16 protein-coding genes are annotated in these 20,171 nt (G+C 73.7%); 5 read left to right on the top strand and 11 right to left on the bottom strand.

Annotated elements, in window-relative coordinates; genetic code table 11:
• Nucleotides 1–59: 59 nt before the first annotated feature.
• The 5 genes from ACIO9K_RS35045 to ACIO9K_RS35025 all read right to left on the bottom strand — a co-directional run bounded on the left by ACIO9K_RS35045 (nucleotide 60) and on the right by ACIO9K_RS35025 (nucleotide 6,206).
• Complete coding sequence (locus ACIO9K_RS35045) at nucleotides 60–1,838, bottom strand: glycoside hydrolase family 15 protein (RefSeq protein ID WP_400335808.1); 1,779 nt, start codon at nucleotides 1,836–1,838, stop codon at nucleotides 60–62.
• A gap of 68 nt (nucleotides 1,839–1,906) precedes the next feature.
• The gene (locus tag ACIO9K_RS35040; protein WP_363622850.1) at nucleotides 1,907–2,803 is read right to left on the bottom strand and encodes a carbohydrate ABC transporter permease; all 897 of its coding nucleotides are present in this window, start codon (nucleotides 2,801–2,803) and stop codon (nucleotides 1,907–1,909) included.
• Nucleotides 2,790–3,866, bottom strand: coding sequence for a sugar ABC transporter permease (locus ACIO9K_RS35035; protein ID WP_350884138.1), 1,077 nt, complete (start codon nucleotides 3,864–3,866; stop codon nucleotides 2,790–2,792). The genes ACIO9K_RS35040 and ACIO9K_RS35035 overlap by 14 nt, the downstream gene beginning before the upstream one ends.
• Nucleotides 3,856–5,109 carry an extracellular solute-binding protein gene (locus tag ACIO9K_RS35030; RefSeq protein ID WP_363589225.1) on the bottom strand — a complete coding sequence of 418 codons (1,254 nt, stop codon included), beginning with the start codon at nucleotides 5,107–5,109 and terminating at the stop codon, nucleotides 3,856–3,858. Before ACIO9K_RS35030 ends, ACIO9K_RS35035 begins: the two co-directional genes overlap by 11 nt.
• Before the next feature lie 62 nt (nucleotides 5,110–5,171).
• The gene (locus tag ACIO9K_RS35025; protein ID WP_363589223.1) at nucleotides 5,172–6,206 is read right to left on the bottom strand and encodes a LacI family DNA-binding transcriptional regulator; all 1,035 of its coding nucleotides are present in this window, start codon (nucleotides 6,204–6,206) and stop codon (nucleotides 5,172–5,174) included.
• 166 nt (nucleotides 6,207–6,372) lie between these two features.
• On the opposite strand from ACIO9K_RS35025, the gene ACIO9K_RS35020 reads away from it, so the two are divergent.
• A complete protein-coding gene (locus tag ACIO9K_RS35020) occupies nucleotides 6,373–8,430 on the top strand; it encodes a glycogen debranching N-terminal domain-containing protein (RefSeq protein WP_363589221.1) in 2,058 nt (685 codons plus the stop codon).
• 78 nt (nucleotides 8,431–8,508) lie between these two features.
• Here the strand turns inward: ACIO9K_RS35020 and ACIO9K_RS35015 are convergent, their stop codons facing one another.
• Nucleotides 8,509–10,068 carry a purple acid phosphatase family protein gene (locus ACIO9K_RS35015; protein ID WP_400335805.1) on the bottom strand — a complete coding sequence of 520 codons (1,560 nt, stop codon included), beginning with the start codon at nucleotides 10,066–10,068 and terminating at the stop codon, nucleotides 8,509–8,511.
• 272 nt (nucleotides 10,069–10,340) lie between these two features.
• Between ACIO9K_RS35015 and ACIO9K_RS35010 the strand changes: the two genes are divergently transcribed.
• The 3 genes from ACIO9K_RS35010 to ACIO9K_RS35000 all read left to right on the top strand — a co-directional run bounded on the left by ACIO9K_RS35010 (nucleotide 10,341) and on the right by ACIO9K_RS35000 (nucleotide 13,410).
• Complete coding sequence (locus ACIO9K_RS35010) at nucleotides 10,341–11,129, top strand: phytanoyl-CoA dioxygenase family protein (RefSeq protein WP_400335802.1); 789 nt, start codon at nucleotides 10,341–10,343, stop codon at nucleotides 11,127–11,129.
• Nucleotides 11,126–12,085, top strand: coding sequence for an AraC family transcriptional regulator (locus ACIO9K_RS35005; RefSeq protein ID WP_363622857.1), 960 nt, complete (start codon nucleotides 11,126–11,128; stop codon nucleotides 12,083–12,085). The genes ACIO9K_RS35010 and ACIO9K_RS35005 overlap by 4 nt, the downstream gene beginning before the upstream one ends.
• Nucleotides 12,086–12,207: 122 nt before the next feature.
• Entirely contained in the window at nucleotides 12,208–13,410 is a 1,203-nt protein-coding gene (locus ACIO9K_RS35000; RefSeq protein ID WP_400335799.1) for an MFS transporter, read from the top strand.
• Here ACIO9K_RS35000 and ACIO9K_RS34995 read toward each other — a convergent pair.
• The 4 genes from ACIO9K_RS34995 to ACIO9K_RS34980 form a co-directional block, all read right to left on the bottom strand.
• On the bottom strand, nucleotides 13,377–15,446 hold the full coding sequence (locus ACIO9K_RS34995; RefSeq protein ID WP_400335797.1) for a heavy metal translocating P-type ATPase: 2,070 nt from the start codon (nucleotides 15,444–15,446) through the stop codon (nucleotides 13,377–13,379). The genes ACIO9K_RS35000 and ACIO9K_RS34995 overlap by 34 nt on opposite strands.
• Nucleotides 15,447–15,580: 134 nt before the next feature.
• Nucleotides 15,581–16,942: an MFS transporter gene (locus tag ACIO9K_RS34990; protein ID WP_400335795.1), complete on the bottom strand. Its 1,362-nt coding sequence runs from the start codon at nucleotides 16,940–16,942 to the stop codon at nucleotides 15,581–15,583.
• Nucleotides 16,943–17,079: 137 nt separating this feature from the next.
• A complete protein-coding gene (locus ACIO9K_RS34985; RefSeq protein WP_363589209.1) occupies nucleotides 17,080–17,442 on the bottom strand; it encodes a metalloregulator ArsR/SmtB family transcription factor in 363 nt (120 codons plus the stop codon).
• A gap of 101 nt (nucleotides 17,443–17,543) precedes the next feature.
• On the bottom strand, nucleotides 17,544–17,825 hold the full coding sequence (locus ACIO9K_RS34980) for a hypothetical protein (protein ID WP_400335791.1): 282 nt from the start codon (nucleotides 17,823–17,825) through the stop codon (nucleotides 17,544–17,546).
• Nucleotides 17,826–18,331: 506 nt separating this feature from the next.
• Here ACIO9K_RS34980 and ACIO9K_RS34975 point away from each other — a divergent pair.
• A complete protein-coding gene (locus ACIO9K_RS34975) occupies nucleotides 18,332–18,949 on the top strand; it encodes a TetR/AcrR family transcriptional regulator C-terminal ligand-binding domain-containing protein (RefSeq protein WP_363589205.1) in 618 nt (205 codons plus the stop codon).
• Between the two features lie 81 nt (nucleotides 18,950–19,030).
• Here ACIO9K_RS34975 and ACIO9K_RS34970 read toward each other — a convergent pair whose 3' ends face one another.
• Nucleotides 19,031–19,843: a slipin family protein gene (locus tag ACIO9K_RS34970; RefSeq protein ID WP_363622866.1), complete on the bottom strand. Its 813-nt coding sequence runs from the start codon at nucleotides 19,841–19,843 to the stop codon at nucleotides 19,031–19,033.
• Nucleotides 19,844–20,171 lie beyond the last annotated feature (328 nt).

Here is a 20,171-nt window from a genome sequence, read left to right as displayed (position 1 = left end):
GTGTTTACACATTTGATCACATCATCGGCAAGGGGGTGGCCGATTAATTTCGGACCGGCTCAGCCCCGGCCGAGGCGCAACGCGGTGTCGATCAGCGGGACGTGGCTGAAGGCCTGCGGGAAGTTGCCGACCTGGCGCTTGAGCCGCGGGTCCCACTCCTCCGCCAGGAGCCCGAGGTCGTTGCGGATGGACAGCAGCTTGTCGAACAGCTGGTGCGCCTCGTCCGTCCGGCCGATCATCGCCAGGGCGTCGGCCAGCCAGAACGAGCAGGCCAGGAAGGCGCCTTCGTCGCCCGGCAGGCCGTCCACCCCGCCGCTGGTGGGGTAGCGCAGCACGAAGCCGTCCTCGGTGGACAGTTCGCGCTGGATCGCCTCGACGGTGCCGATGACGCGCTTGTCGTCCGGCGGCAGGAAGCCGACCTGGGGGATGAGCAGCAGGGAGGCGTCGAGTTCCCGCGAGCCGTAGGACTGGGTGAAGGTGTTGCGGTCCGGGTCGTAGCCGTGGGTGCAGACGTCCTCGTGGATGGTGTCGCGCAGGGCGCGCCAGCGCTCCAGCGGTCCCTCGCAGTCGGTCTGCTCCAGCAGTTGGACCGTCCGGTCGACGGCGACCCAGGCCATCACCTTGGAGTGGACGAAGTGCCGGCGCGGGCCGCGGACCTCCCAGATGCCCTCGTCCGGCTCCTGCCAGTGCTCCTCCAGCCAGGAGATCAGCCGCAGTTGCAGCAGGTGGGCGTGGTCGTTGCGGGCCAGGCCGGTGTGCTGGGCGAGGTGCAGGGCCTCGACGACCTCGCCGTAGACGTCGAGTTGGAGCTGGCCGGCGGCGCCGTTGCCGATCCGGACGGGGCGGGAGCCCTCGTAGCCGGGCAGCCAGTCGAGTTCGGTCTCCACCAGCTCCCGTTCGCCGGCGATGCCGTACATGATCTGGAGGTTCTCCGGGTCGCCGGCGACGGCGCGCAGCAGCCACTCGCGCCAGGCCTTGGCCTCGTCGCGGTAGCCGGTGCGCAGCAGCGAGGAGAGCGTGATGGTGGCGTCGCGCAGCCAGGTGTAGCGGTAGTCCCAGTTGCGGACGCCGCCGATGTCCTCGGGCAGCGAGGTGGTGGGGGCGGCGACGATGCCGCCGGTGGGGGCGTAGGTGAGGCCCTTGAGGGTGATCAGGGAGCGGATCACGGCCTCGCGGTAGGGGCCCTGGTAGGTGCACTGGGCGGCCCAGTCGCGCCAGAACTCCTCGGTGGCGGCGAGTGCCTGCTCGGCGTCCGGCCGGTCGGGCGCGCCGAGGTGGGAGGCCTGCCAGGTGAGGGCGAAGGCGATCCGCTCGCCTGCGGTGACGGTGAAGTCGGCGTAGGTGGTCAGGTCGCGGCCGTAGGTCTCGGACTCGTCGTCCAGCCACACCGAGTCGGGCCCGGCCACGGCGACGGTGCGGGTCCCCGTGCCGTCCGTGACCTTGTGCACCCAGGGCACGACGCGCCCGTACGAGAAGCGCATCCGCAGGGCCGAGCGCATCCGGACGGTGCCGGACACGCCCTCGACGATCCGGATCAGCTGCGGGGCCGCCGTGCCGCGCGGCGGCATGAAGTCGACGACCCGGACGGTGCCCCCGGCGGTGTCCCATTCCTGTTCCAGGATCAGGGAATCGCCCCGGTAGCGCCGCCGGTGGGCGGGCGGGGCGTCACCGGGGGCGATCCGCCAGAAGCCGTGCTCGTCCGTGCCCAGCAGGCCGGCGAAGACGGCCGGGGAGTCGAAGCGGGGCAGGCACAGCCAGTCGACGGCGCCGTCCCTGCCGACCAGGGCGGCGGTCTGCATGTCGCCGATCAGCGCGTAGTCCTCGATACGGGCGGGCACGTGGTTCTCCAAGAAGGGTTCACAGGAAGGTTCGGCAGAGGGGGTGTACTGGCCGGGCCGGGCCGGGCTCACTCCTTGAGCGAGCCCGAGTTGGCGCCGCGCACGAAGTGGCGCTGGAAGCAGAAGAACAGGATCGCCACCGGGAGGGTGGAGACCAGCGCCGCCGCCAGCTTGAGCGGGTACTGCGTCCCGGAGCCGAGGCCGCCGGAGACGAAGTGCGCCAGGCCGGTGGTGAGGGTGTCGTGCTCGCTGGACTGGGTGGAGACCAGGAAGTGCGTGAACTCGTTCCAGGAGCCCTGGAAGGAGAGCACGGTGAGCGTGATCAGCGAGGGCCGGGACATCGGCAGGACGACGGACCAGAAGATCCGGAACGTCCCGGCGCCGTCGATCCGTGCCGCCTCCTCGATCTCGCGCGGCACCGACTCGAAGAACTGCTTCATGATGAAGATCCCCGCGGCGTCGACCAGCAGCGGCAGGATCATGCCGCTGTAGCTGTCGAACATGCCGAAGCTCTTCAGCACCAGGAACTTCGGGATCAGCAGCACCACGCCCGGCACCGCCATCACGGCGAGCACGAAGGCGAACAGCAGCCGGCGGCCCGGGAACCTGATCCGGGCCAGCGCGTAGCCCGCCATCGAGTCGAACAGCACCCGGCCGGCCGTCACCAGGACGGTCACCACCACGCTGTTGCCCAGCCAGCGCAGGAACGGGATGTTCTCGACGCCCTCCGCCAGGCCGAACAGCCGCCGGTAGGAGGCCAGGGTGCCGCCGTCGGGCAGTACCGACATCGGGTTGGCGGCCGCGTCCGGGTCGGTCTTGAAGCTGTTCACCAGTTGCAGCAGGAACGGCAGCAGGTAGAGCAGCGCGAAGCCGAGCAGGACGGTGTACCCGAGGATCCGCAGCGGCCGGGGGAAGCGGCCGAGGATCGGCTTGTCCACGGTGGCCTTGCGGTCAGCGTGCGGCACGGCGGGCTCCCTTCGGGCTGCGGCGGGGCTTGCCGTCCCGCTCCCGCAGGACCCACCGCTGGACGGCGGTGAGCAGCAGGATCAGGCCGAGCAGGACGAACGCGATGGCGGCGCCCTGCCCGAAGTCGGCGTTGTCGAAGCCGGCCGAGTAGGACAGGTAGGCGGGCGTCAGGGTGGTGTTGCCGGGCGCGCCCTTGCCCATCACGTACACCTGGTCGAAGACCTGCCAGGTGGAGATCAGGCCGAGGGTCAGCACCAGGAACAGGACGGGCCGCAGGGCGGGCAGGGTGACGTGGCGCAGCAGCTGGCGGCGGTTGACGCCGTCGAGCGCGGCTGCCTCCTCCAGTTCGCGCGGGATGTCCTGGAGGGCGGCGAGGAAGATCAGCATGAAGGTGCCGGAGGTGGTCCACACCGCCATCAGGATCAGCGTGCACATCGCGACCGAGGGCCCGGCGAACCACTCCGACCAGGACAGCCCGAGCGGGCCGCCCGTGCCCGGAGCGGGCTGGTCCAGGCCGAACCAGCCGAGCACCAGCCAGATCACCCCGCGCGGGTCGGCGAACCAGTTCGGCCCCTTGACCCCGAGCCAGCCCAGCATCCGGTTGACGGCGCCGCTGCCCTGGAAGAGGAACAGGAAGACCGTCGAGATCGCGATCGAGCTGGTGACGGACGGGAAGTAGAACACCGTGCGCAGGGCGCCCCGGCCGCGCAGCATCCGCTGGTTGACCAGGATGGCGAGCAGCAGTGCCAGCACCGTCTGCAGCGGCACCGTCAGCAGGACGTAGTACAGCGTGTTGCGCATCGAGGTGGCGAACAGCGTGCGGTCCAGGCCGTCCTCGGCGAACAGCCGGCGGTAGTTGTCCAGGCCGATGAAGTCCGCGCTGCCGCTGAACGGGTTGGACTGGCCGTCCCAGTGCAGCAGGCTGACCCACAGGGCCATCCCGATCGGCAGGACCATGAAGAGGCCGAGGACCAGGACCATGGGGCCGGCGAACAGCCAGCCCCATGCTCCCTCGCGCAGGCTGCGCCGGCGTGTCGTGCCGGTGGAGCTGTTACTTGGCATTCTTGATGGCCTGCTCGCCGTTGCGCTGGAGGGTGGCCAGGATGGCCGCCGGGTCGCCCGTCTTCAGCGACTGGAGGTCGGTGTTGAACTGGGTGAGCACCTTGGTGAACCCGGCGATGGTGACCGGCGCCTGGGCGTTGGCGACGCCGTCGACCCAGGCCTTGGACTCGGGGTACTTCTGGGCGTAGGCGCTCAGCGCGCTGGTGCGCGAGGGCATCACGCCGAAGGCCTGGGCGAACTCCAGCTGCTGGTCGGCGGAGGCGAGGTGCTTGACCAGGTCGACCCCGGCCGCCTGGTGCTGGCTCTTGGCGGCGATGCCCCAGCAGTTGCTGAAGGCGAGGGTGCCGGGGCCGGCCGGGCCGGCGGGCAGCGGGAGCACCTTGTACTGGACGTTCGGGTAGTCCTTGGCCATCGCGCCCTTGAGCCAGTTGCCCTCGATGGTCATCGCGGCCTTGCCCTTGCCGAGCGCCTCGCCGCCCCAGCCGGCGTCCACCTCGGCGACGTACTTGGCCGAGCCGGCCTTCATCATCGACTGCACGTACTCCAGCGCCTGCTTGTTGGCCGGGCTGTCGGCGGTCATCGCGGTCTGCTCGGGGTTGGTGATCCAGCCGCCGGCCTCCTTCAGCAGGGCGCCGAGCCGCTGGTAGTCGGGGGCGGTCACCAGGCCGGTCACGCCGTCCTTGGTGAGCTTGGCGGCGTCGTCGGAGAGCTGCTGCCAGCTGGTCGGGTAGTCGGCCTCGGTCAGGCCGGCCTGCTGCCACAGCGTGGTGTTGATCGCCAGGCCCAGGGTGGAGGTGTCCTTGGGCAGGCAGGTGAGCTTGCCGTCGTAGCTGAAGGCCTTGCGCAGCGGCTCGGAGAAGTCGGCGGCGTCCGGGATCTGGTCGCCGTAGGCGTACAGCGAGCCGCCCTTGGCGTAGTTCGCGAACTGGTCGGAGTTGACGTAGAAGAGGTCCGGCGGGTTGCCGCCGGCGAAGGCCTGGCCGAGCTGCTGGTTGATGTCGCTGGCGATCTGCACGGTGACGGTGTTGCCGGTCTTCTTGGCCCAGTCGGCCGTGGCGGCCTTGACCGCGGCCGTCTCGGACTCGCCGGAGGTGGCGATCAGCACCGTCAGGCTCTGGTTGCCGCCGGAGGACTGCTTGGCCGGTGAGTCGCCGAAGCCGCCGGAGGAGGAGCAGCCGGTGACGGCGCCGAGGGCGACGGCCGTGCAGACGGCTGCCGCGGCGAGGGTGCGGGAGGTGGCCATGCGGGATCTCCTTGCGAGGGTGGGTGGGGGGAGTGGGCGGAGATGGTTCGGGGGAGTGGCGGTCAGACGCTTTCGCGCAGGACCAGCTCCGGTTCCAGGAGCACGTGTTCGGTCGGCCGGTGGCGGTCGCCGAGGCGTTCCAGCAGCAGTCGCATGCACTCGCGGCCGACCGCGTCGAGCGGTTGGGCGAGGCTGGACAGCGACGGGAACAGCAGGGGGGCGACCGGCGAGTCGTCGAAGCCGATGACGGCCGCGTCCGGGCCGGGGGCGCGGCCGTCGCGGCGCAGCGCCTGGTACCAGCCGAGCGCCAGGGTGTCGCTGGCGGTCACGACCGCGGTCGCGCCGGTCGCGAGCAGCCGTTCGGCGGCCTCGGTGGCGCTCGCCTGGTCGTCCGGGCTCTCGGCCCGGCGGCCCCGGGCGGGTAGGCCCAGTTCGCGCATCGCGCTCTGCCAGCCGCGGGCGCGGTCGTCGCCGACGCCGGAGCCCTTCGGCCAGCCGAGGAAGCCGATCTTGCGGTGGCCGAGCCCGGCCAGGTGCCGGACGGCGGCCGAGGTCCCGGCGGAGCCGTCGACGTCGACCCAGTCGCCGACGTCCCGGCCGGACCAGGTGCGGCCGAAGGCGACGTAGGGGACGCCGCGTTCGTGCAGCCAGCCCTGGCGGCGGTCGCCGCGGTCGGTGCCGCTGAGTACGAAGCCGTCCGCGCCGTGCTCGTCGAGCAGCTGCTGGTAGCTGGTGAGTTCGTCGTCCCCGGGGGCGACGGCGAACAGCACCACCCGGTAGCCGGCCTGGTCGGCGGCCTCGGAGAGCGAGTGCAGGAACTGGTCCAGGACCGGGGTCGGGACGCCGGTGCTGCTGGAGCGGATGCCGTAGCCGATCAGCCGGCTGGCCCTGGTCTTGAGGGCCTGCGCGGCCCGGTGCGGGCGGTAGCCGAGCTCGTCGATCGCGCGCTGGACCCGCTCCAGCGTCTGCGGGCGCAGCAGCTCGGGCGAGTTGATCGCGTTGGACACCGTCTGACGGCCCACGCCGGCCCGGGCGGCGACCATTTCCAGGGTCGCGGCGGACCCTGTCCTGGGCCGGGGCGATGAGTGTGCATGCATGACGGCGATCCTAGGTTCTGTCTTCATTGACAAGATCTTGGAGCGTTCCAATACGGGGTTCCATCTTCCCCACCAGGGGGGTTAATGTCTTGGAACGCTCCAATGGCAGAAAGGTTGCGCCCGAGTGGAAGCAACTGTCAAGCCCCAAAACGAGGATGAAGAGACCATGTCAGCGATCGCCCTGCAGCCGTTCCTGCACGACGCCCAGCTCTCCGTGGCCGCCCCGAGCTTCTGTGCCTCGCGCCCGGACGGGCGGATCGGCGAAGGCGCGGACGGCTTCTACCACGGGGACCGCCGGATCCTCTCCCGCCTGGAGGCCGGTGTCGCCGGGATCCCCAACGCCCCCGTCGCCACCGCGCACGGCGAGGACGGGCGCACCACCTTCGTCACCGTGCTGCGCGGCATCGCCGAACTCACCCCCGACCCGGCCGTCACCCTGGAACGCCGCCGGGAGCTGCACCCCGGCCGCCTCGTCGAGCGGTACACCGTCCGCAACGCGGGCGACCTCACCGCCCGCCTGCGCCTGGACCTGCGCGCGGAGAGCGACTTCGCCGCGATGGACTCCGTCAAGGCCGGCCGCACCACCCAGGCCCTCACGCCCACCGCCGGCCCGAACGGCCTGCGCTGGAGCGAGGGCCCGCTCAGCGCCGCCCTCACCGTCGAGCCGGCGCCCGACCACCTCGCCGCCGACACCGGCACCCTGGGCTTCGACCTCGAACTCGCCCCCGGCCAGACCTGGCAGGCCGTCCTGGAGTGCACCGCCGAGCACCGCGACGGCGACCTCTTCCCCGCCCCGGCCGCCGACGCCGCCCCGTGGCGCACCCCCGGGATCACCGGCCGCGACCACCACCTCGCGCACTGGATCGCCCGCTCCCACCACGACCTGCGCGGCCTCCTGCTCACCGACCCGCTGGAGCCCGCCGACCACTTCCTCGGCGCCGGGGCCCCCTGGTTCCTCACCCTGTTCGGCCGCGACTCGCTCTGGGCGGCCCGGATGATGCTCCCGCTCGGCACCGATCTCGCCGCCGGCACGCTGCGTACCCTGGCCCGCCGCCAGGGCCGCGCCCTCGACCCGGCCACCGAGGAGCAGCCCGGCAAGATCCTCCACGAGGTCCGCCGCGACGAGCAGCACCTCGACAACGGCTCCCACCTGCCGCCCTGCTACTTCGGCACGGCCGACGCCACCCCGCTGTGGCTCACCCTGCTGCACGACGCCTGGCGCTGGGGCATGCCCGAGGACCAGGTCGAGGCCCTGCTGCCGCACGCCGAGGCCGCCCTCGCCTGGCTGGCCGACCACGCCGACGCGGACGGCGACGGCTTCCTGGAGTACGTCGACAGCTCCGGCAAGGGGCTCTCCAACCAGGGCTGGAAGGACTCCTCCGACAGCATCCGCTTCCGCGACGGCCGGATCGCCGACGCCCCCATCGCGCTCAGCGAGGTCCAGGCCTACGCGTACGAGGCCGCCGTCGCCTCCGCCGCCCTGCTGGAGGCCTTCGGCCGGCCCGGCGCCGACCGCTGGCGGCAGTGGGCGGAGGAGCTGCGGCTGCGCTTCCGCGACCGGTTCTGGACCGAGGACGCGCACGGCCCGTACCCGGTGGTCGCCCTCGACGGCGGCAAGCACAAGGTCGACTCGATCGCCTCCAACATGGGCCACCTGCTCGGCACCGGCCTGCTCGACCCGCAGGAGAGCGCCCTGGTCGCCGGCCGGCTCACCGCCCCCGGCATGGACAGCGGCTTCGGGCTGCGCACCCTGGACGCCGCTGCGACCGGCTTCAACCCGCTCGGCTACCACACCGGTTCGGTCTGGCCGCACGACAGCGCCATCGCCGTCCACGGCCTCGCCCGCGCCGGGCTGCACGACGCCGCCGCGCCGCTGGCCGCGGGCCTGGTCCGCGCGGCGGCGGCCTTCGACCACCGCCTGCCCGAACTCTTCGGCGGCCACCCGCGCGCCGAGGTCGCCCGCCCCGTCCCCTACCCGGCCTCCTGCCGCCCGCAGGCCTGGGCCGCCGCCGCCTCCGTCCAGGTGGTGCAGGCACTGCTCGGCCTGGAGGCCGACGCCCCCAACCGGCGGCTCCGGGTGCGGGCCCAGCTCCCGGCCGGCTACGAGTCGCTGACGTTCACCGGCCTGACGGTGGCCGGCCTGCCGATCGAGGTGTCCACCGACCACACCGGAGCCGTCGACCTGCGCGCCCCGCAGGGCTTCACCGTCACCACGGACCGCTGACGCGCACCCCGCCGGCCCGCCGCCGCGCCCGGCCCGGCCGGCGGGGAGCAGACCGTCCGGGCGCGGGCGCGGGCAGGCTCAGCCGCGTTGCACGGTGAACTGGTCCACGGCGGTGCCGTCCTCGGTGATCGAGCGCACCGCCATGCGGGCCGGCTTGCCGGCGGCGGCGGGCGTCACGTCGACCGCCACCAGGCAGTAACCGGTGTAACGGACCCTGGACCAGGTGACCTTGACGGTCTGGTTGTGGCCGGTCGGATCGGCGACCACCATCGGGACGGGGGAGTCGTTCTTCGTCTCGTGCCCGAGGTAGGTGTCGGCGACGGGGAAGGAGTAGACCCCGCCGCCACCGCCGCCCGCGACGACGTACGTGGTGCCGTCCTTCAGGGGATTGACGGTGTCGCCGGAGGCGACCTTGCGGGTGGGCTTGCCGGAGCGGATGGGGTCGGTCCGCTCGTAGACGTGGTTGTGGCCGCTGAGCACCAGGTCCACCTGGTACTTGTCGAACAGCGGGGCCCAGTCCTGCTGCGCGCCGAGTTCGGCTCCGTTGTCGTGGCAGGTGGAGTACGTGCACTGGTGCAGGTAGACGACGACGAAGTCGATGGTGGTGTCGGCGCGGAGCGCGGCGAGCCGGCTCTCCAGCCACTTCTTCTGCTTGCCCTTGGTGTAGTTCAGGTTGGCCGCGGTGTTGTAGCAGATGTCGTTGCCGTCGAGGCTGATCAGGCCGACGTTCTGGCAGCGCCAGGAGTAGATGCCGGTGGACTGGGCCCAGGCGTTGTCGGGCATCGTGAACCGGGCGCGGACGCCCCCGTAGCCGTCGGCCCCGTACCAGGCCTCCATCTCGTGGTTGCCGATCGCCATCATCCACGGGGTCCGGGAGGCGACGGGGTCGTTCTGCACGAAGAAGGAGTCCCACAGGCGGGCGTCGTAGGGGTCGCTGGTCTTGCCGCTGCCGCCGCTGTTGGCGTACGAGAGGTCGCCCATGTGGAGGTGGAAGGCGGGGTCGAGGCCGGCGATCAGGTTGGCGGTGGCGGCCGCGTTGTACCCGATGCCCTGGTCGCCGAAGGCCGTGAAGGTGAACCCGGTGCCGCGGCCGGGGGCGGGCGCGGTGCGGAAGCTCGCCACGTCGCCGAGCTGGGCGCGCTGCCCCGCGGGGTCGTAGCCCTGGTGGCCGACGACGTAGTAGTACGTGGTGTCCGGGATCAGCTGGTCCACCTGCGCGTGCAGGTAGTACTGGGTGACGGTGGTGGGCTTGACCAGGGGCTGGTCCTCGACCGGGTGCTGCCAGGACAGCTTGCTGACCAGGGTGCGGACCTCGGCGGCGATCGGGGAGCCGAAGTCGCCGGGCTGGAGGCCGATCCGGACGAAGGGGGCGGTCACCGCGCCCGGCACCTGCCAGGAGACGACGACCTGTTGGGAGGGATCGGCCCCGAAGGCCAGGTGCCGGCCGAAGGGGCGCAGCGCGGACCCGGCGGTCCGGTCGCTGCGGGGTGCGGGGAGGGTCGGGGTGTCGAGGGCGGTCGGGCGGGGGGCGGCCTGGGCGGCGCCGGGCAGCAGGAGGCTGCCCGCGGCGAAGGCGGCACCGCCCGCCGCGCTCACTCGCAGGAGGTCGCGCCGGGAGTGCCGTGTGGTCTCGGACATGACATTAAGTTAGGAAACATCCCTAACCTTTGACAAGGGGGCGAACGCGAACGGATTCGGCCGCACCGCACGCCAGTTGGGGGTGCTCGGACATCGAGGCGACGGTGCTCGGGCATCGAGCCGGGGGCGCCCCCCGCCTCGGGAGCCCCGCCACCTGCTCGGTTGCGGCCCGGCGGGAGGGACGTGAACGCGCGGGCCGATGTCCGGATAACCCACCGGGCCGTCCGTATCGCCCCTCGGTCCGGCCCGGCCCCACGCCTACGGTCGAGGCCATGAACGAACCCCTCAGCCCCGACGACCTCGCCGCCTACCACGAGAACGGCTTCCTCCTCGTCAAGAACCTGATCAGCCGACAGGAGGCGGCGGCGATGCGGGAGGAGTGCCACGCCCTGGCCGCCCGCCTCGACTCCGACGCCGACCCGACCTGGGCCAGCGCGCGCACCGTCGCGGGTGCGTCCGCCGGACGCACGGCCCTCAAGCACGCCCACGACGCGCAGTTCCACTCGGCGGCCTTCGCCCGGCTGCTGGTCGACCCCAGGTTCACGGACGTCGCGGCCGCACTGGTCGGTGGGCCCAACCTCCAGTTGCACCACACGAAGATGTTCATCAAGCCTCCGGAGACCGGCTCCCCCTTCCCCCTGCACCAGGACCACCCGTTCTTCCCGCACGTCCGGCACACCGTCGCGGCCGCGGTCTTCCACTTCGACGACGCCCCGGAGGAGAAGGGCTGCATCAGGGCCGTCCCCGGCAGCCACCGGCAGGGCCCGCTGCCGCACGTCGAGGACGGCAGCTGGCACCTGCCGCCCGACACCTGGCGGCTCCAGGACGCCCGGCCGTGCCCGGCGGAGGCCGGCGACGTCCTGTTCTTCGGCTACCTCACCGTGCACGGTTCGGGGCTGAACACCTCCGACCAGGCCCGCACCACCTGGCTGGTACAGTTCCGGGACCCTGCGGACCGGCCCACCACGGACGATCACACCTGGTCCCTCGGTCAGGGCATGATGTTGCGGGGCGTCGACCCCACCGCGCGCAGGACGGACGGGGCGGGCGAGCCGAGATGACCGAACTGGCCCGGGCGGGCGCCGCCCTGCCCCTGCTCAACTCCGTGCGGCTGGGCACCACCCTCGCCGGACGACGGGTCGAGTTCGTGGACTGGGGGTTCTACCCGCCCGAGCCATGGCGCAACTACTGGCACAGCCACTCCTACTTCGAGTTCTGCTACGCCTACGCCGGGCGCGGGACGTTCCGGCTCGGCGCGCTGGAGCACCCGGTCGGAGCCGGCGAGCTGTTCCTGGCCCGCCCCGGCGAGGTCCACGAGATCACCACCGACGCCCGGGACCCGCTCGGCATCGTCTTCTGGTCCTGGACGATGGTCCCCGAACGCGGTCCGCGCGGGGCCGCCGGGCCCGGCTCCCCGGAGACCGCCGCCCTGCTCGACGCCGTCGCGGCCGGCCCGCGCCAGGTCGTCCCGGCCGCCGGAACCCCGCTTCCCCGGCTGTTGGCGACACTCGCCGAAGAGGCCGCGGCTCCGGGGCCGGCCAGCCCCGACCTGCTGGCCGCCCTCGGCCCCGCACTGGTCCTCACCTGCGCCCGCGTCGTCGCCGGCCTGCCCGACGCCCCGCGCCCGACGCCCGTGCCGGGTGGGCGCGCGGCGGCGGTCGCCGCGCGGATGACCCGCTACCTGGACGACAACTTCGACCGCCCGGTACGGGTACGGGACGTCGCCACCCAGGTCCACCTGAGCGAGCGCCACGCAGCACGGCTCTTCCAGCAGGAGACCGGGTGCACGATCATCGCCTACCTGACCCGCCGACGGCTGGACGTCGCCGCGCAGCGCCTGGCCGATCCCGCGCTGCGCCCGCTGTCCGTCGCGGCCGTCGCCCGCTCCTGCGGCTATGCGGACACCCGGCACTTCAGCACCGCGTTCCGGCGCCACTGGGGAGCGCTCCCGACGCAGGTGCGGGCCGGGGGCGGCACCACCCACGGCCTGTCCGCGGACCGCGGCGCGATCCGGTAGCCGGTGGCCGACCACGCCGGGGCCGGGCGTGGCCGGGGCCGGGCGTCGGTTCTTGGGCGGATCGGCCTAGTCGGCCCCGCGAGCCGTGGCTGCGACGGCGACGGCCGCCCTACCGTGGGCGAATGACCGATCATCAGACCGCGCGGCCCGCGATGGGCCGGGCGGGCTACCTCGGGGCGGCCGCCGGCTTCGCCGTCTGCATGGCGGGCACCACCCTGCCCACCCCGCTGTACGGGCTGTACCAGGAGCAGATCGGCTTCTCCGAACTGATGGTGACGGTCGTCTTCGCCATCTACGCCTTCGGCGTCATCGGCGTCCTGCTGCTCGTCGGCAACGTCTCCGACTCCGTCGGACGCCGGCCCGTCCTGCTCTGCGGACTGGCGCTCGCGGCGTGCAGCGCCGTCGCCTTCCTGGCCGAAGGCGGCCTCCCGCTGCTGGCCCTGGGCCGCCTGCTGTCCGGCCTGTCCGCAGGCCTGTTCACCGGCACCGCCACCGCGTACGTCCTGGAGCTCGCCCCACCCGGACACCAGGCCCGCGCGGGCTTCGTCGCGACCGCCGCCAACATCGGCGGCCTGGGCTGCGGACCGGTGCTGTCGGGACTGCTCGCCGAGTACACGCCCCACCCCCTGACCCTGCCGTTCGCCGTGCACCTGGTGCTGCTCGCCGCCTCCTTCACCGTCACGTGGCTCCTGCCGGAGACCGTCACCGGAGCCCGCCCGCTGCGCACCGCCCGGCCGCGCCGGCCGTCCCTGCCGCCGGAGGTCCGCGGGGTGTTCGTCCCGGCCGGCCTCGCCGCGTTCGCGGGCTTCTCCCTGCTGGGCGTCTTCACCTCCGTCAGCCCGGCCTTCCTCGCCCAGCGGCTGGGCGTCCACAGCCCGGCCGTCGTCGGTCTGATCGTCTGCACGGCCTTCTTCGCCTCCACCCTCGGCCAGCTCGTGGTGCCCCGGCTCGGCACCGCCCGGGCGATCCCGATCGGCTGCCTGGTGCTCATCGCCGGGCTGGCCCTGATGGCGGGCTCCCTCGCCTGGACGGCCCTGCCCCTGCTGGTGCTCAGCGCCCTGGTGGGCGGCGCCGGCCAGGGCATGGGCCTGCGCGGAGCCGTCGGCGAGATCGCCGCCGCGGCTCCCGCCGAGCACCGCGGCGGCGCCCTGTCGGCGCTCTTCGTGGTCGCCTACTTCGGCATCTCGATCCCGGTGATCGGCATCGGCCTGCTCACCGCACCGATCGGCCTGGCCCGCGCCGGCCTGGTCTTCACCGCCTGCATGGCCCTGCTCGCCGCCGCCTCCGGCGCCTACCTGCTGCGTCGGGCCCGCGCCGGCTCCTGAACCGGCCGCGGCCCGGTGGCGCCCGCGCGCTTCCACGCGCTCTCGCGCAGCAGCCGCAGGCCGTTGAGGCCGACGATGACGGTCGAGCCCTCGTGGCCGAGGACGCCGAGCGGCAGGGGCAGGGTGGCGACCAGGTCCCACACGACCAGCCCGGAGATGAACACCGAGGCGATCACCAGGTTCTGGACGACCAGCCGCCGGGCCGCCCGGGACAGCGCGATCACCGTGGGGACGGTCGCGAGTTCGTCTCGGACGACGACCGCGTCGGCGGTCTCCAGCGCCAGGTCGGAGCCCGCCCGGCCCATCGCGATGCCGGTGTGGGCGGCGGCGAGGGCGGGGGCGTCGTTGACGCCGTCGCCGATCACCAGGACCTTGCGCCCGGCCCGCTCCTGCTCCTGGACGGCGGCGACCTTGTCCTGGGGGAGCAGCCCGGCGCGGACGTCGGTGATGCCGACCTCGGCGGCGAGGCGGGCGGCGGCGCGCGGGTTGTCGCCGGTCACCAGCACCGGGGCGGCGCCGGTCAGGGCCGCCAGGGCGGTGACGGTGGCGGCGGCGTCGGGGCGCAGGCGGTCGGCGATGCCGAGCACGCCGACCGGGACGCCGTCGCGCTGGACCAGGACGGCGGTGCGCCCGTCGCGCTCCAGCTCCTCGGCGACGGCGACGGCGACGGCGACGGCAGCGGCGGTGGCGGTGGCGGTGGCGGTGGCCTCGGCCTCGGCGGAGGGCGCGTCGGCGGCGCCGTCGAGGAGCCGGGCGGGGGCGCCGACCGCGATGACGGCGCCGGAGACGGTGGCGGTCACCCCGATGCCGGGGGTGGAGGCGAAGCCCTCGGCGACCGGCAGGTCGAGGCCGCGTCGGCGGGCGGCGTCGACCACCGCGCGGGCCAGCGGGTGCTCGCTGGGGTGCTCGGCGGCGCCCGCCAGGGCCAGCAGTTCGTCCTCGTCCAGGCCGCTGCCGGTGAGGGGGAGCAGGTCGGTGATCCGGGGGGTGCCCTCGGTGAGGGTGCCGGTCTTGTCCAGAGCCACCGCGTCGACCTGCCCGAGCCGCTCCATCACGACGGCGGACTTCACCAGGACGCCGTGGCGGCCGGCGTTGGCGATCGCGGACAGCAGCGGCGGCATGGTGGCCAGCACCACCGCGCAGGGCGAGGCGACGATCATGAAGGTCATCGCCCGCAGCAGCGAGCCGGTCACGGCGGCCCCGAAGGCCAGCGGGACCAGGAAGACGGCGAGGGTCGCGAAGACCATGCCCAGGGAGTAGCGCTGCTCGACCCTCTCGATGAACAGCTGGGTGGGGGCCTTGGTCTCCGAGGCCTCCTCGACCATGGCGACGATCCGGGCGATCACCGAATCGGAGGCGTCGCGCTCGACCTTCACGCGCAGGGCGCCGGTGCCGTTCAGGGTGCCGGCGAAGACCTCGTCGCCCAGCTGCTTGGCGGCCGGCAGCGGCTCGCCGGTGATGGTGGCCTGGTCGATCTCGCTCGCGCCGTCCAGGACGCGGCCGTCGGCGCCGACGCGCTCGCCGGGGCGGATCAGGATGGTGTCGCCGACCACCAGGTCCTCGGTGGCGACGGTCTCCTCGCCGCCGTCGTCCAGCAGGCGGGTGGCGGTGGTGGGGGCGAGGTCGAGCAGGCCGCGTACCGAGTCCTGGGTGCGGGCGGTGGCCAGCGCCTCCAGCGCGCCCGAGGTGGCGAAGATGACGATCAGCAGCGCGCCGTCCATCACCTGCCCGATCGAGGCCGCGCCGATCGCGGCGACGATCATCAGCAGGTCGACGTCGAGGGTCTTCTCGCGCAGCGCCCGGAGGCCGGCCCAGCCGGGCTCCCAGCCGCCGGTGACGTAGGCGATCGCGTACAGCGGCCCCCAGGCCCAGGCCGGGGCGCCGGTCAGCTGGAGCGGCAGGGCGGTCAGGAAGGCGACGGTCGCGGCGGCGGCCCAGCGGGCCTCGGCCAGCGCGAAGACGCGCGTACGGCGCTTGGGAGCGGCGCCGCCGCGCGGGGCTGCGGCGGCTGGGCGCTCGGTGAGGGTTGCGGACATGGCTGTGGTGTTCCTCCACGCGGGCAGGACGGGGCGACGCGTCGACCATACAGGAATACATGAACAGCTCTTCATTTATTCCCGCTGGATTGACCCTCCCGGGTGATGCGGCTGGCGCCCCCGCCGGGCACGCCCTAGTTGGCCCGCGCGGCGAGGCCCTGCGGCCAGTGGCGGTGGTACTGGTCGATGACGTAGTCGTGGCCGTGGAGCCAGCCGTCCGCGGCCGGGTGGGCGTCGGTGAGGTGGGGGTGGCCCGGGGGCAGGTCGGCGTGGACGTGGTCGAGCCTGGCGGGGTCGCGGGCGGGCCAGATCGCGGTGGCGGCGGTGGCGGCGAGCAGGGCGATGGCGCCGAGGGCGACGGCCGTCACCGGGAGGCCGGCGCCGGCGGCGAGCCAGCCGGCGAGGGGGTAGGTGAGCAGCCAGCAGCTGTGCGAGAGGGAGAACTGCGCGGCGAAGGCGGCGGGCAGGTCCGCGTCGGCGGCGGAGCGGCGGATCAGGCGCCCGCCCGGCGTGAGGACGGCGGAACAGGCGGCGCCGATCGCGGCCCAGGACGCCAGCAGCGCGGCCCAGGACCAGCCGCCCGGGGCCGCGGCGGTGACGGCGGCGACGGCGGCCAGGACGGCGGGGAGAGCGAAGGCGGCCGGGAGCATGACGGCGCGGTCGGAGAGCCGTCGCAGGAGCCGGGGCAGGAGCAGGGCGGTCAGCATGGAGCCGGCACCGTAGGCGCCCAGGGCGAGCGAGACCGCGCCCGCCGGGCGGTGGAAGTGCTCGCGGACCGCGACGACGGTGTCGACGAAGACGATCGCCCCGGCGGCGGCGACCGCGAGGTCGAGGGCGAGCAGGGCCCGCAGGCGGGGGGTGGCCCAGAACAGGCGGGCGCCGAAGGCGGCCTTGGCGTGGACGCCGCCGGTCCGCTCGACGGGGGCGGGCTTGGGCAGGGCGACGGAGACGACCAGGGTGGCGGAGGCGAGGAAGCCGGCGGTGGTGCCGGTGAACAGCCAGGTGTACGGGACCAGGGCGAGCAGGCCCGCGGCGAGCGCGGGGCTGAACAGGGACTCCAGGTCGTAGGCGAGGCGGGACATCGACAGCGCCTGGGTGTAGTCCCGTTCGGCAGGCAGCACCTCGGGGATGGTGGCCTGGAAGGCCGGTGTGAAGGCGGCCGAGGCGGCCTGGAGCAGGAAGACCAGGACGTAGATCTGCCAGGCCTGGCTGACGAACGGCAGGGCGAGCGCGACGGCGGCGCGGGTGAGGTCCATCGCCACCAGCAGCGTTCGGCGCGGAACGCGGTCGGCGAGGGCGCCGACCGCCGGTGCGACGGCCACGTAGGCGACCATCTTGACGGCCAGCGCGGTGCCGAGGACCGCCGAGGCGTCGGCGCCGGCGATGTCGTAGGCGAGCAGGCTCAGCGCCACGGTGGCCAGGCCCGTGCCCACCAGGGCGATGACCTGGGCTGCGAACAGGTGGCGGTAGGTGCGGTTGCGCAGGGTGGACAGCATCGGCCCCGTCCCGGTCGGCGGCGTGGTGAGGCGGCACTATCGTAGCCAACACGTGCACACGTATGCACGTGTTGGCTACGATAGTGCGGCTCTCGCCGCCGTTCCGGGCTGCGGGGGTGGGTCGGTCGTGCGGCGGGTCAGTCGTGCGGCGGCAGGGAGCCGATCTGGTGGTCGGCGACGTTCAGCGCCTCGTCGACCAGCCGCCGGAGGTGCCCGTGGCGCAGCGAGTAGACGACGCGGCGCCCGTCCCTGCGCGTGGTGACCAGGCCCGCGAGGCGGAGTTTCGCGAGGTGCTGGCTGACGGAGGTGCGCGGGGCTCCGCACGCCTCGATGAGGGAGGTGACGTCGGCCTCGCCCGCGCCGAGCCGGTGCAGCAGCGCGAGCCGGGTGCGGTCCGCGAGCAGGGCGAGGACGGACGCGGCGACGTCCAGCCGCTCGCCGCTGCCCTGCCCCTGTTCCTGCGAGCCGTGTGCAGCTGCCAGGTCGGTGCTTGTGCTCATGGGCTCATCGTAGATCGGCGTGCGTCCGATGCGTGCACGCGTGCGCACGTGACGGCTCCGCGCTGTCGGGGCCGCCGGGGCGGGCCCGGCTCCCGGGGTGTTCAGCGGCCGGGGCCCCAGCGGGCTTCGAGCCGGCGGGCGCCGTCGGGGGTGGTGACGGCCCGCCAGCTGGCCCGCATCCGCACCGTGCGGCGGGCGGCGCCGGCGCCCCTGGAGGCGGTCGGGGCGCCCACGGCCTGGAGCACGGAATTGTCCAGGGGGCTGTCGGCGAGCCTGCGCACGATCGCGGACAGGGTCGCGGCGACCGAGCCGCGCGCCGGTGCGGATGCGGGCCAGCCGGCGGGGAGGGGCTGGCGGCGGTGGAAGGCGCCGAGAACGGCCACGGGGACCTCACCTTCGTTGACGTATCGTCCGACGCGGCGGATCGATCGGGTGTGGGCGGCTGACGGCGTGTCTTGCGGATGCTCCGGAGGGCGGTGACGGGGCGCCGGGCCCGTGTCAGCCGGGAGGGGACGAGTCCGAGCCTAGGCCGCGGACCCCCGGGGGGCGGGCGATCCTGACGCCCCCTTGACTGCGCGGGCGTCGTCACTGACGGTGTCCTGACGGCGGCCCCGCGTATCGACGGCCTCCGGCCCGGACGCGATCGCGCTCCGGCGGGTGGCGCGTCGGGCGGGCGGCAGCGTCGCGCGGGCGAGGGGAGGGAGAGCCATGGCAGGCCGGTCAGACGGCGCCGGCGCGGTCCGCGACGGCCGGGGGGTGAACGATTGGGACGGGACGGGTTCGTTCACTAACATCGACAGTGGCCCTGGATATAGGGAACACATCCGTTCATTGCGGACAGCCGGTGAACGGGCGTGTCGAGAGGTGGAACCGAAGAAGGTGCGCAGCCATGCCCGCTGAACCCGCAGTCGCGCGCGGACCGGCGACGGGCGCCCCGCTCCGCAGGCGCGGCGAGGCGCTGGAGAACGCCATCTTCGAGGCCGCCCTCCAGCAGCTCACCGCCGACGGCTACGCCCGGCTCACCATGGAGGGCGTCGCCGCGGCCGCGCAGACCGGAAAGGCCGCGCTCTACCGGCGCTGGCCCTCCAAGGAGGAACTGGTCAAGGACGCGCTGCGCGCCTGCCTGCCCCCGGCCGGCCCGCCGCCCGACACCGGCGGCCTGCGCGGGGACCTGCTGGAGGTGGTGACCAGGCTGCGCGCGGCGATGCTGAGCGAACCCGGGGCCGCCGTGCGGGCCATCATGGGCGAGCTGGACCGGCACCGGGCCCACACCTTCCTGGCGATCGTGCTGGAGCGGGTGGTGGAGCCCACCGCCGCGCTGATCGCCGAGGTGCTCGCCCGCGGCGCCACCCGGGGCGAGGTCCGCCCCGGGTCCGTCACCCCCCTGGTCACCGACGTCGTCCCGGCGCTGATGCTGTACCGGATCAAGATGTGCGGCGGCGCGCCGGCGCAGCTCGACCCGGCGGAGATCGTCGACGAGGTGCTGCTGCCGATCGTCCGTCCGTGACGGACGGTCAGGCCGATGGCTGATGGCCGACGGCCGGTCCGGGGTGGGCCCCGGACCGGCCGTGGTCGTACGGGCGGGCCGTCAGCCGGCGTCGGACGGCGCCTGGGCCGGGACGGCGGGCGCCGGCGCGGAGCCCGCCTCGGCGGCCCGGGCGGCGGAGGCCTCGAAGAAGCGCAGCAGCTCCACCGGGAACGGAAGCACCAGCGTCGAGTTCTTCTCCGCCGCGACCTCGACCACCGTCTGCAGCAGCCGCAACTGCATCGCCGCCGGGGTCTCGGACATCGTGACGGCGGCCTCGGCGAGCTTGGCGGCGGCCTGGAACTCGCCGTCCGCGGTGATGATCCGGGCCCGGCGCTCGCGGTCGGCCTCCGCCTGGCGGGCCATCGAGCGCTTCATCGAGTCGGGCAGGCTGACGTCCTTGATCTCCACCCGGTCGATGTGCACGCCCCACCCGGTGGCCGGGCTCTCCAACATGACCTCCAGCCCCTGGTGCAGGTTCTCCCGGCCGGAGAGCAGGTCGTCCAGCTCGCTCTTGCCGATGATCGAGCGCAGCGAGGTCTGGGCGACCTGAAGCATCGCGAAGGAGTAGTTCTGGACGTCCACCGTGGCCTTGACCGGCTCGACGACGCGGAAGTACAGCACTGCGTCGACGCTGACGGAGACGTTGTCCTTGGTGATGCCCTCCTGGGCGGGCACCGGCATGGTGACGACCTGGACGTTGACCTTGCGCATCCGGTCGACCACCGGCACCAGCAGGGTGAGGCCCGGCTGGCGGACCTGCTCGCGCACCCGGCCGAGCCGGAACACCACGCCGCGCTCGTACTGCTGCACCACCCGCACGCCGGTGATCAGCCAGAACAGCGCCAGCACGACGACGAGAACGACAATTGCCACGTTCGTCCGACCTTCCCCGTAGCGGCGCAGCCCGGGCCGGGTCCGGAACGGGCCCTGTCGCGCGGGTGCGAGCCGCGCAGGACAGTATGCGCCCCGGCCGCGGGGATCGACAGCCGCGTGCGCCGGGGATCCTGACGGACCGTCCGCTCCGCCGGTCGGGCCGTTCGGCGACGCCGCGGACGGCGGGGGGGGGGGGGCCCCCCCCCCGGGGCCCCCCCCCCCCCCCCCCCCCCCCCGCGCGGGCCCCCGGGGGGGGGGCCCCCCCCCCGGCGGCCCTGGCCATCGGTGCGGCCCTGCTCCTGGCCACCGTGCTCCTCGGCCTCGCCGT

The organism is Kitasatospora sp. NPDC087271 (genome assembly GCF_044744605.1).
Lineage (GTDB): Bacteria > Actinomycetota > Actinomycetes > Streptomycetales > Streptomycetaceae > Kitasatospora.
The sequence above is the reverse complement of the archived record's forward strand: the minus strand, read 5'-3'. Positions and strand labels throughout refer to the sequence as shown.

Bases quoted from the DNA above. Each gene is read 5' to 3' on its own strand.
- ACIO9K_RS34985 (WP_363589209.1), bottom strand. From the start codon at position 17,442: ATGAGCACAAGCACCGACCTGGCAGCTGCACACGGCTCGCAGGAACAG.
- ACIO9K_RS35000 (WP_400335799.1), top strand. From the start codon at position 12,208: ATGACCGATCATCAGACCGCGCGGCCCGCGATGGGCCGGGCGGGCTAC.
- ACIO9K_RS34990 (WP_400335795.1), bottom strand. From the start codon at position 16,942: ATGCTGTCCACCCTGCGCAACCGCACCTACCGCCACCTGTTCGCAGCC.
- ACIO9K_RS35015 (WP_400335805.1), bottom strand. From the start codon at position 10,068: ATGTCCGAGACCACACGGCACTCCCGGCGCGACCTCCTGCGAGTGAGC.
- ACIO9K_RS35030 (WP_363589225.1), bottom strand. From the start codon at position 5,109: ATGGCCACCTCCCGCACCCTCGCCGCGGCAGCCGTCTGCACGGCCGTC.
- ACIO9K_RS35025 (WP_363589223.1), bottom strand. From the start codon at position 6,206: ATGCATGCACACTCATCGCCCCGGCCCAGGACAGGGTCCGCCGCGACC.
- ACIO9K_RS35020 (WP_363589221.1), top strand. From the start codon at position 6,373: ATGTCAGCGATCGCCCTGCAGCCGTTCCTGCACGACGCCCAGCTCTCC.
- ACIO9K_RS34975 (WP_363589205.1), top strand. From the start codon at position 18,332: ATGCCCGCTGAACCCGCAGTCGCGCGCGGACCGGCGACGGGCGCCCCG.
- ACIO9K_RS35010 (WP_400335802.1), top strand. From the start codon at position 10,341: ATGAACGAACCCCTCAGCCCCGACGACCTCGCCGCCTACCACGAGAAC.
- ACIO9K_RS34995 (WP_400335797.1), bottom strand. From the start codon at position 15,446: ATGTCCGCAACCCTCACCGAGCGCCCAGCCGCCGCAGCCCCGCGCGGC.
- ACIO9K_RS35035 (WP_350884138.1), bottom strand. From the start codon at position 3,866: ATGCCAAGTAACAGCTCCACCGGCACGACACGCCGGCGCAGCCTGCGC.
- ACIO9K_RS35005 (WP_363622857.1), top strand. From the start codon at position 11,126: ATGACCGAACTGGCCCGGGCGGGCGCCGCCCTGCCCCTGCTCAACTCC.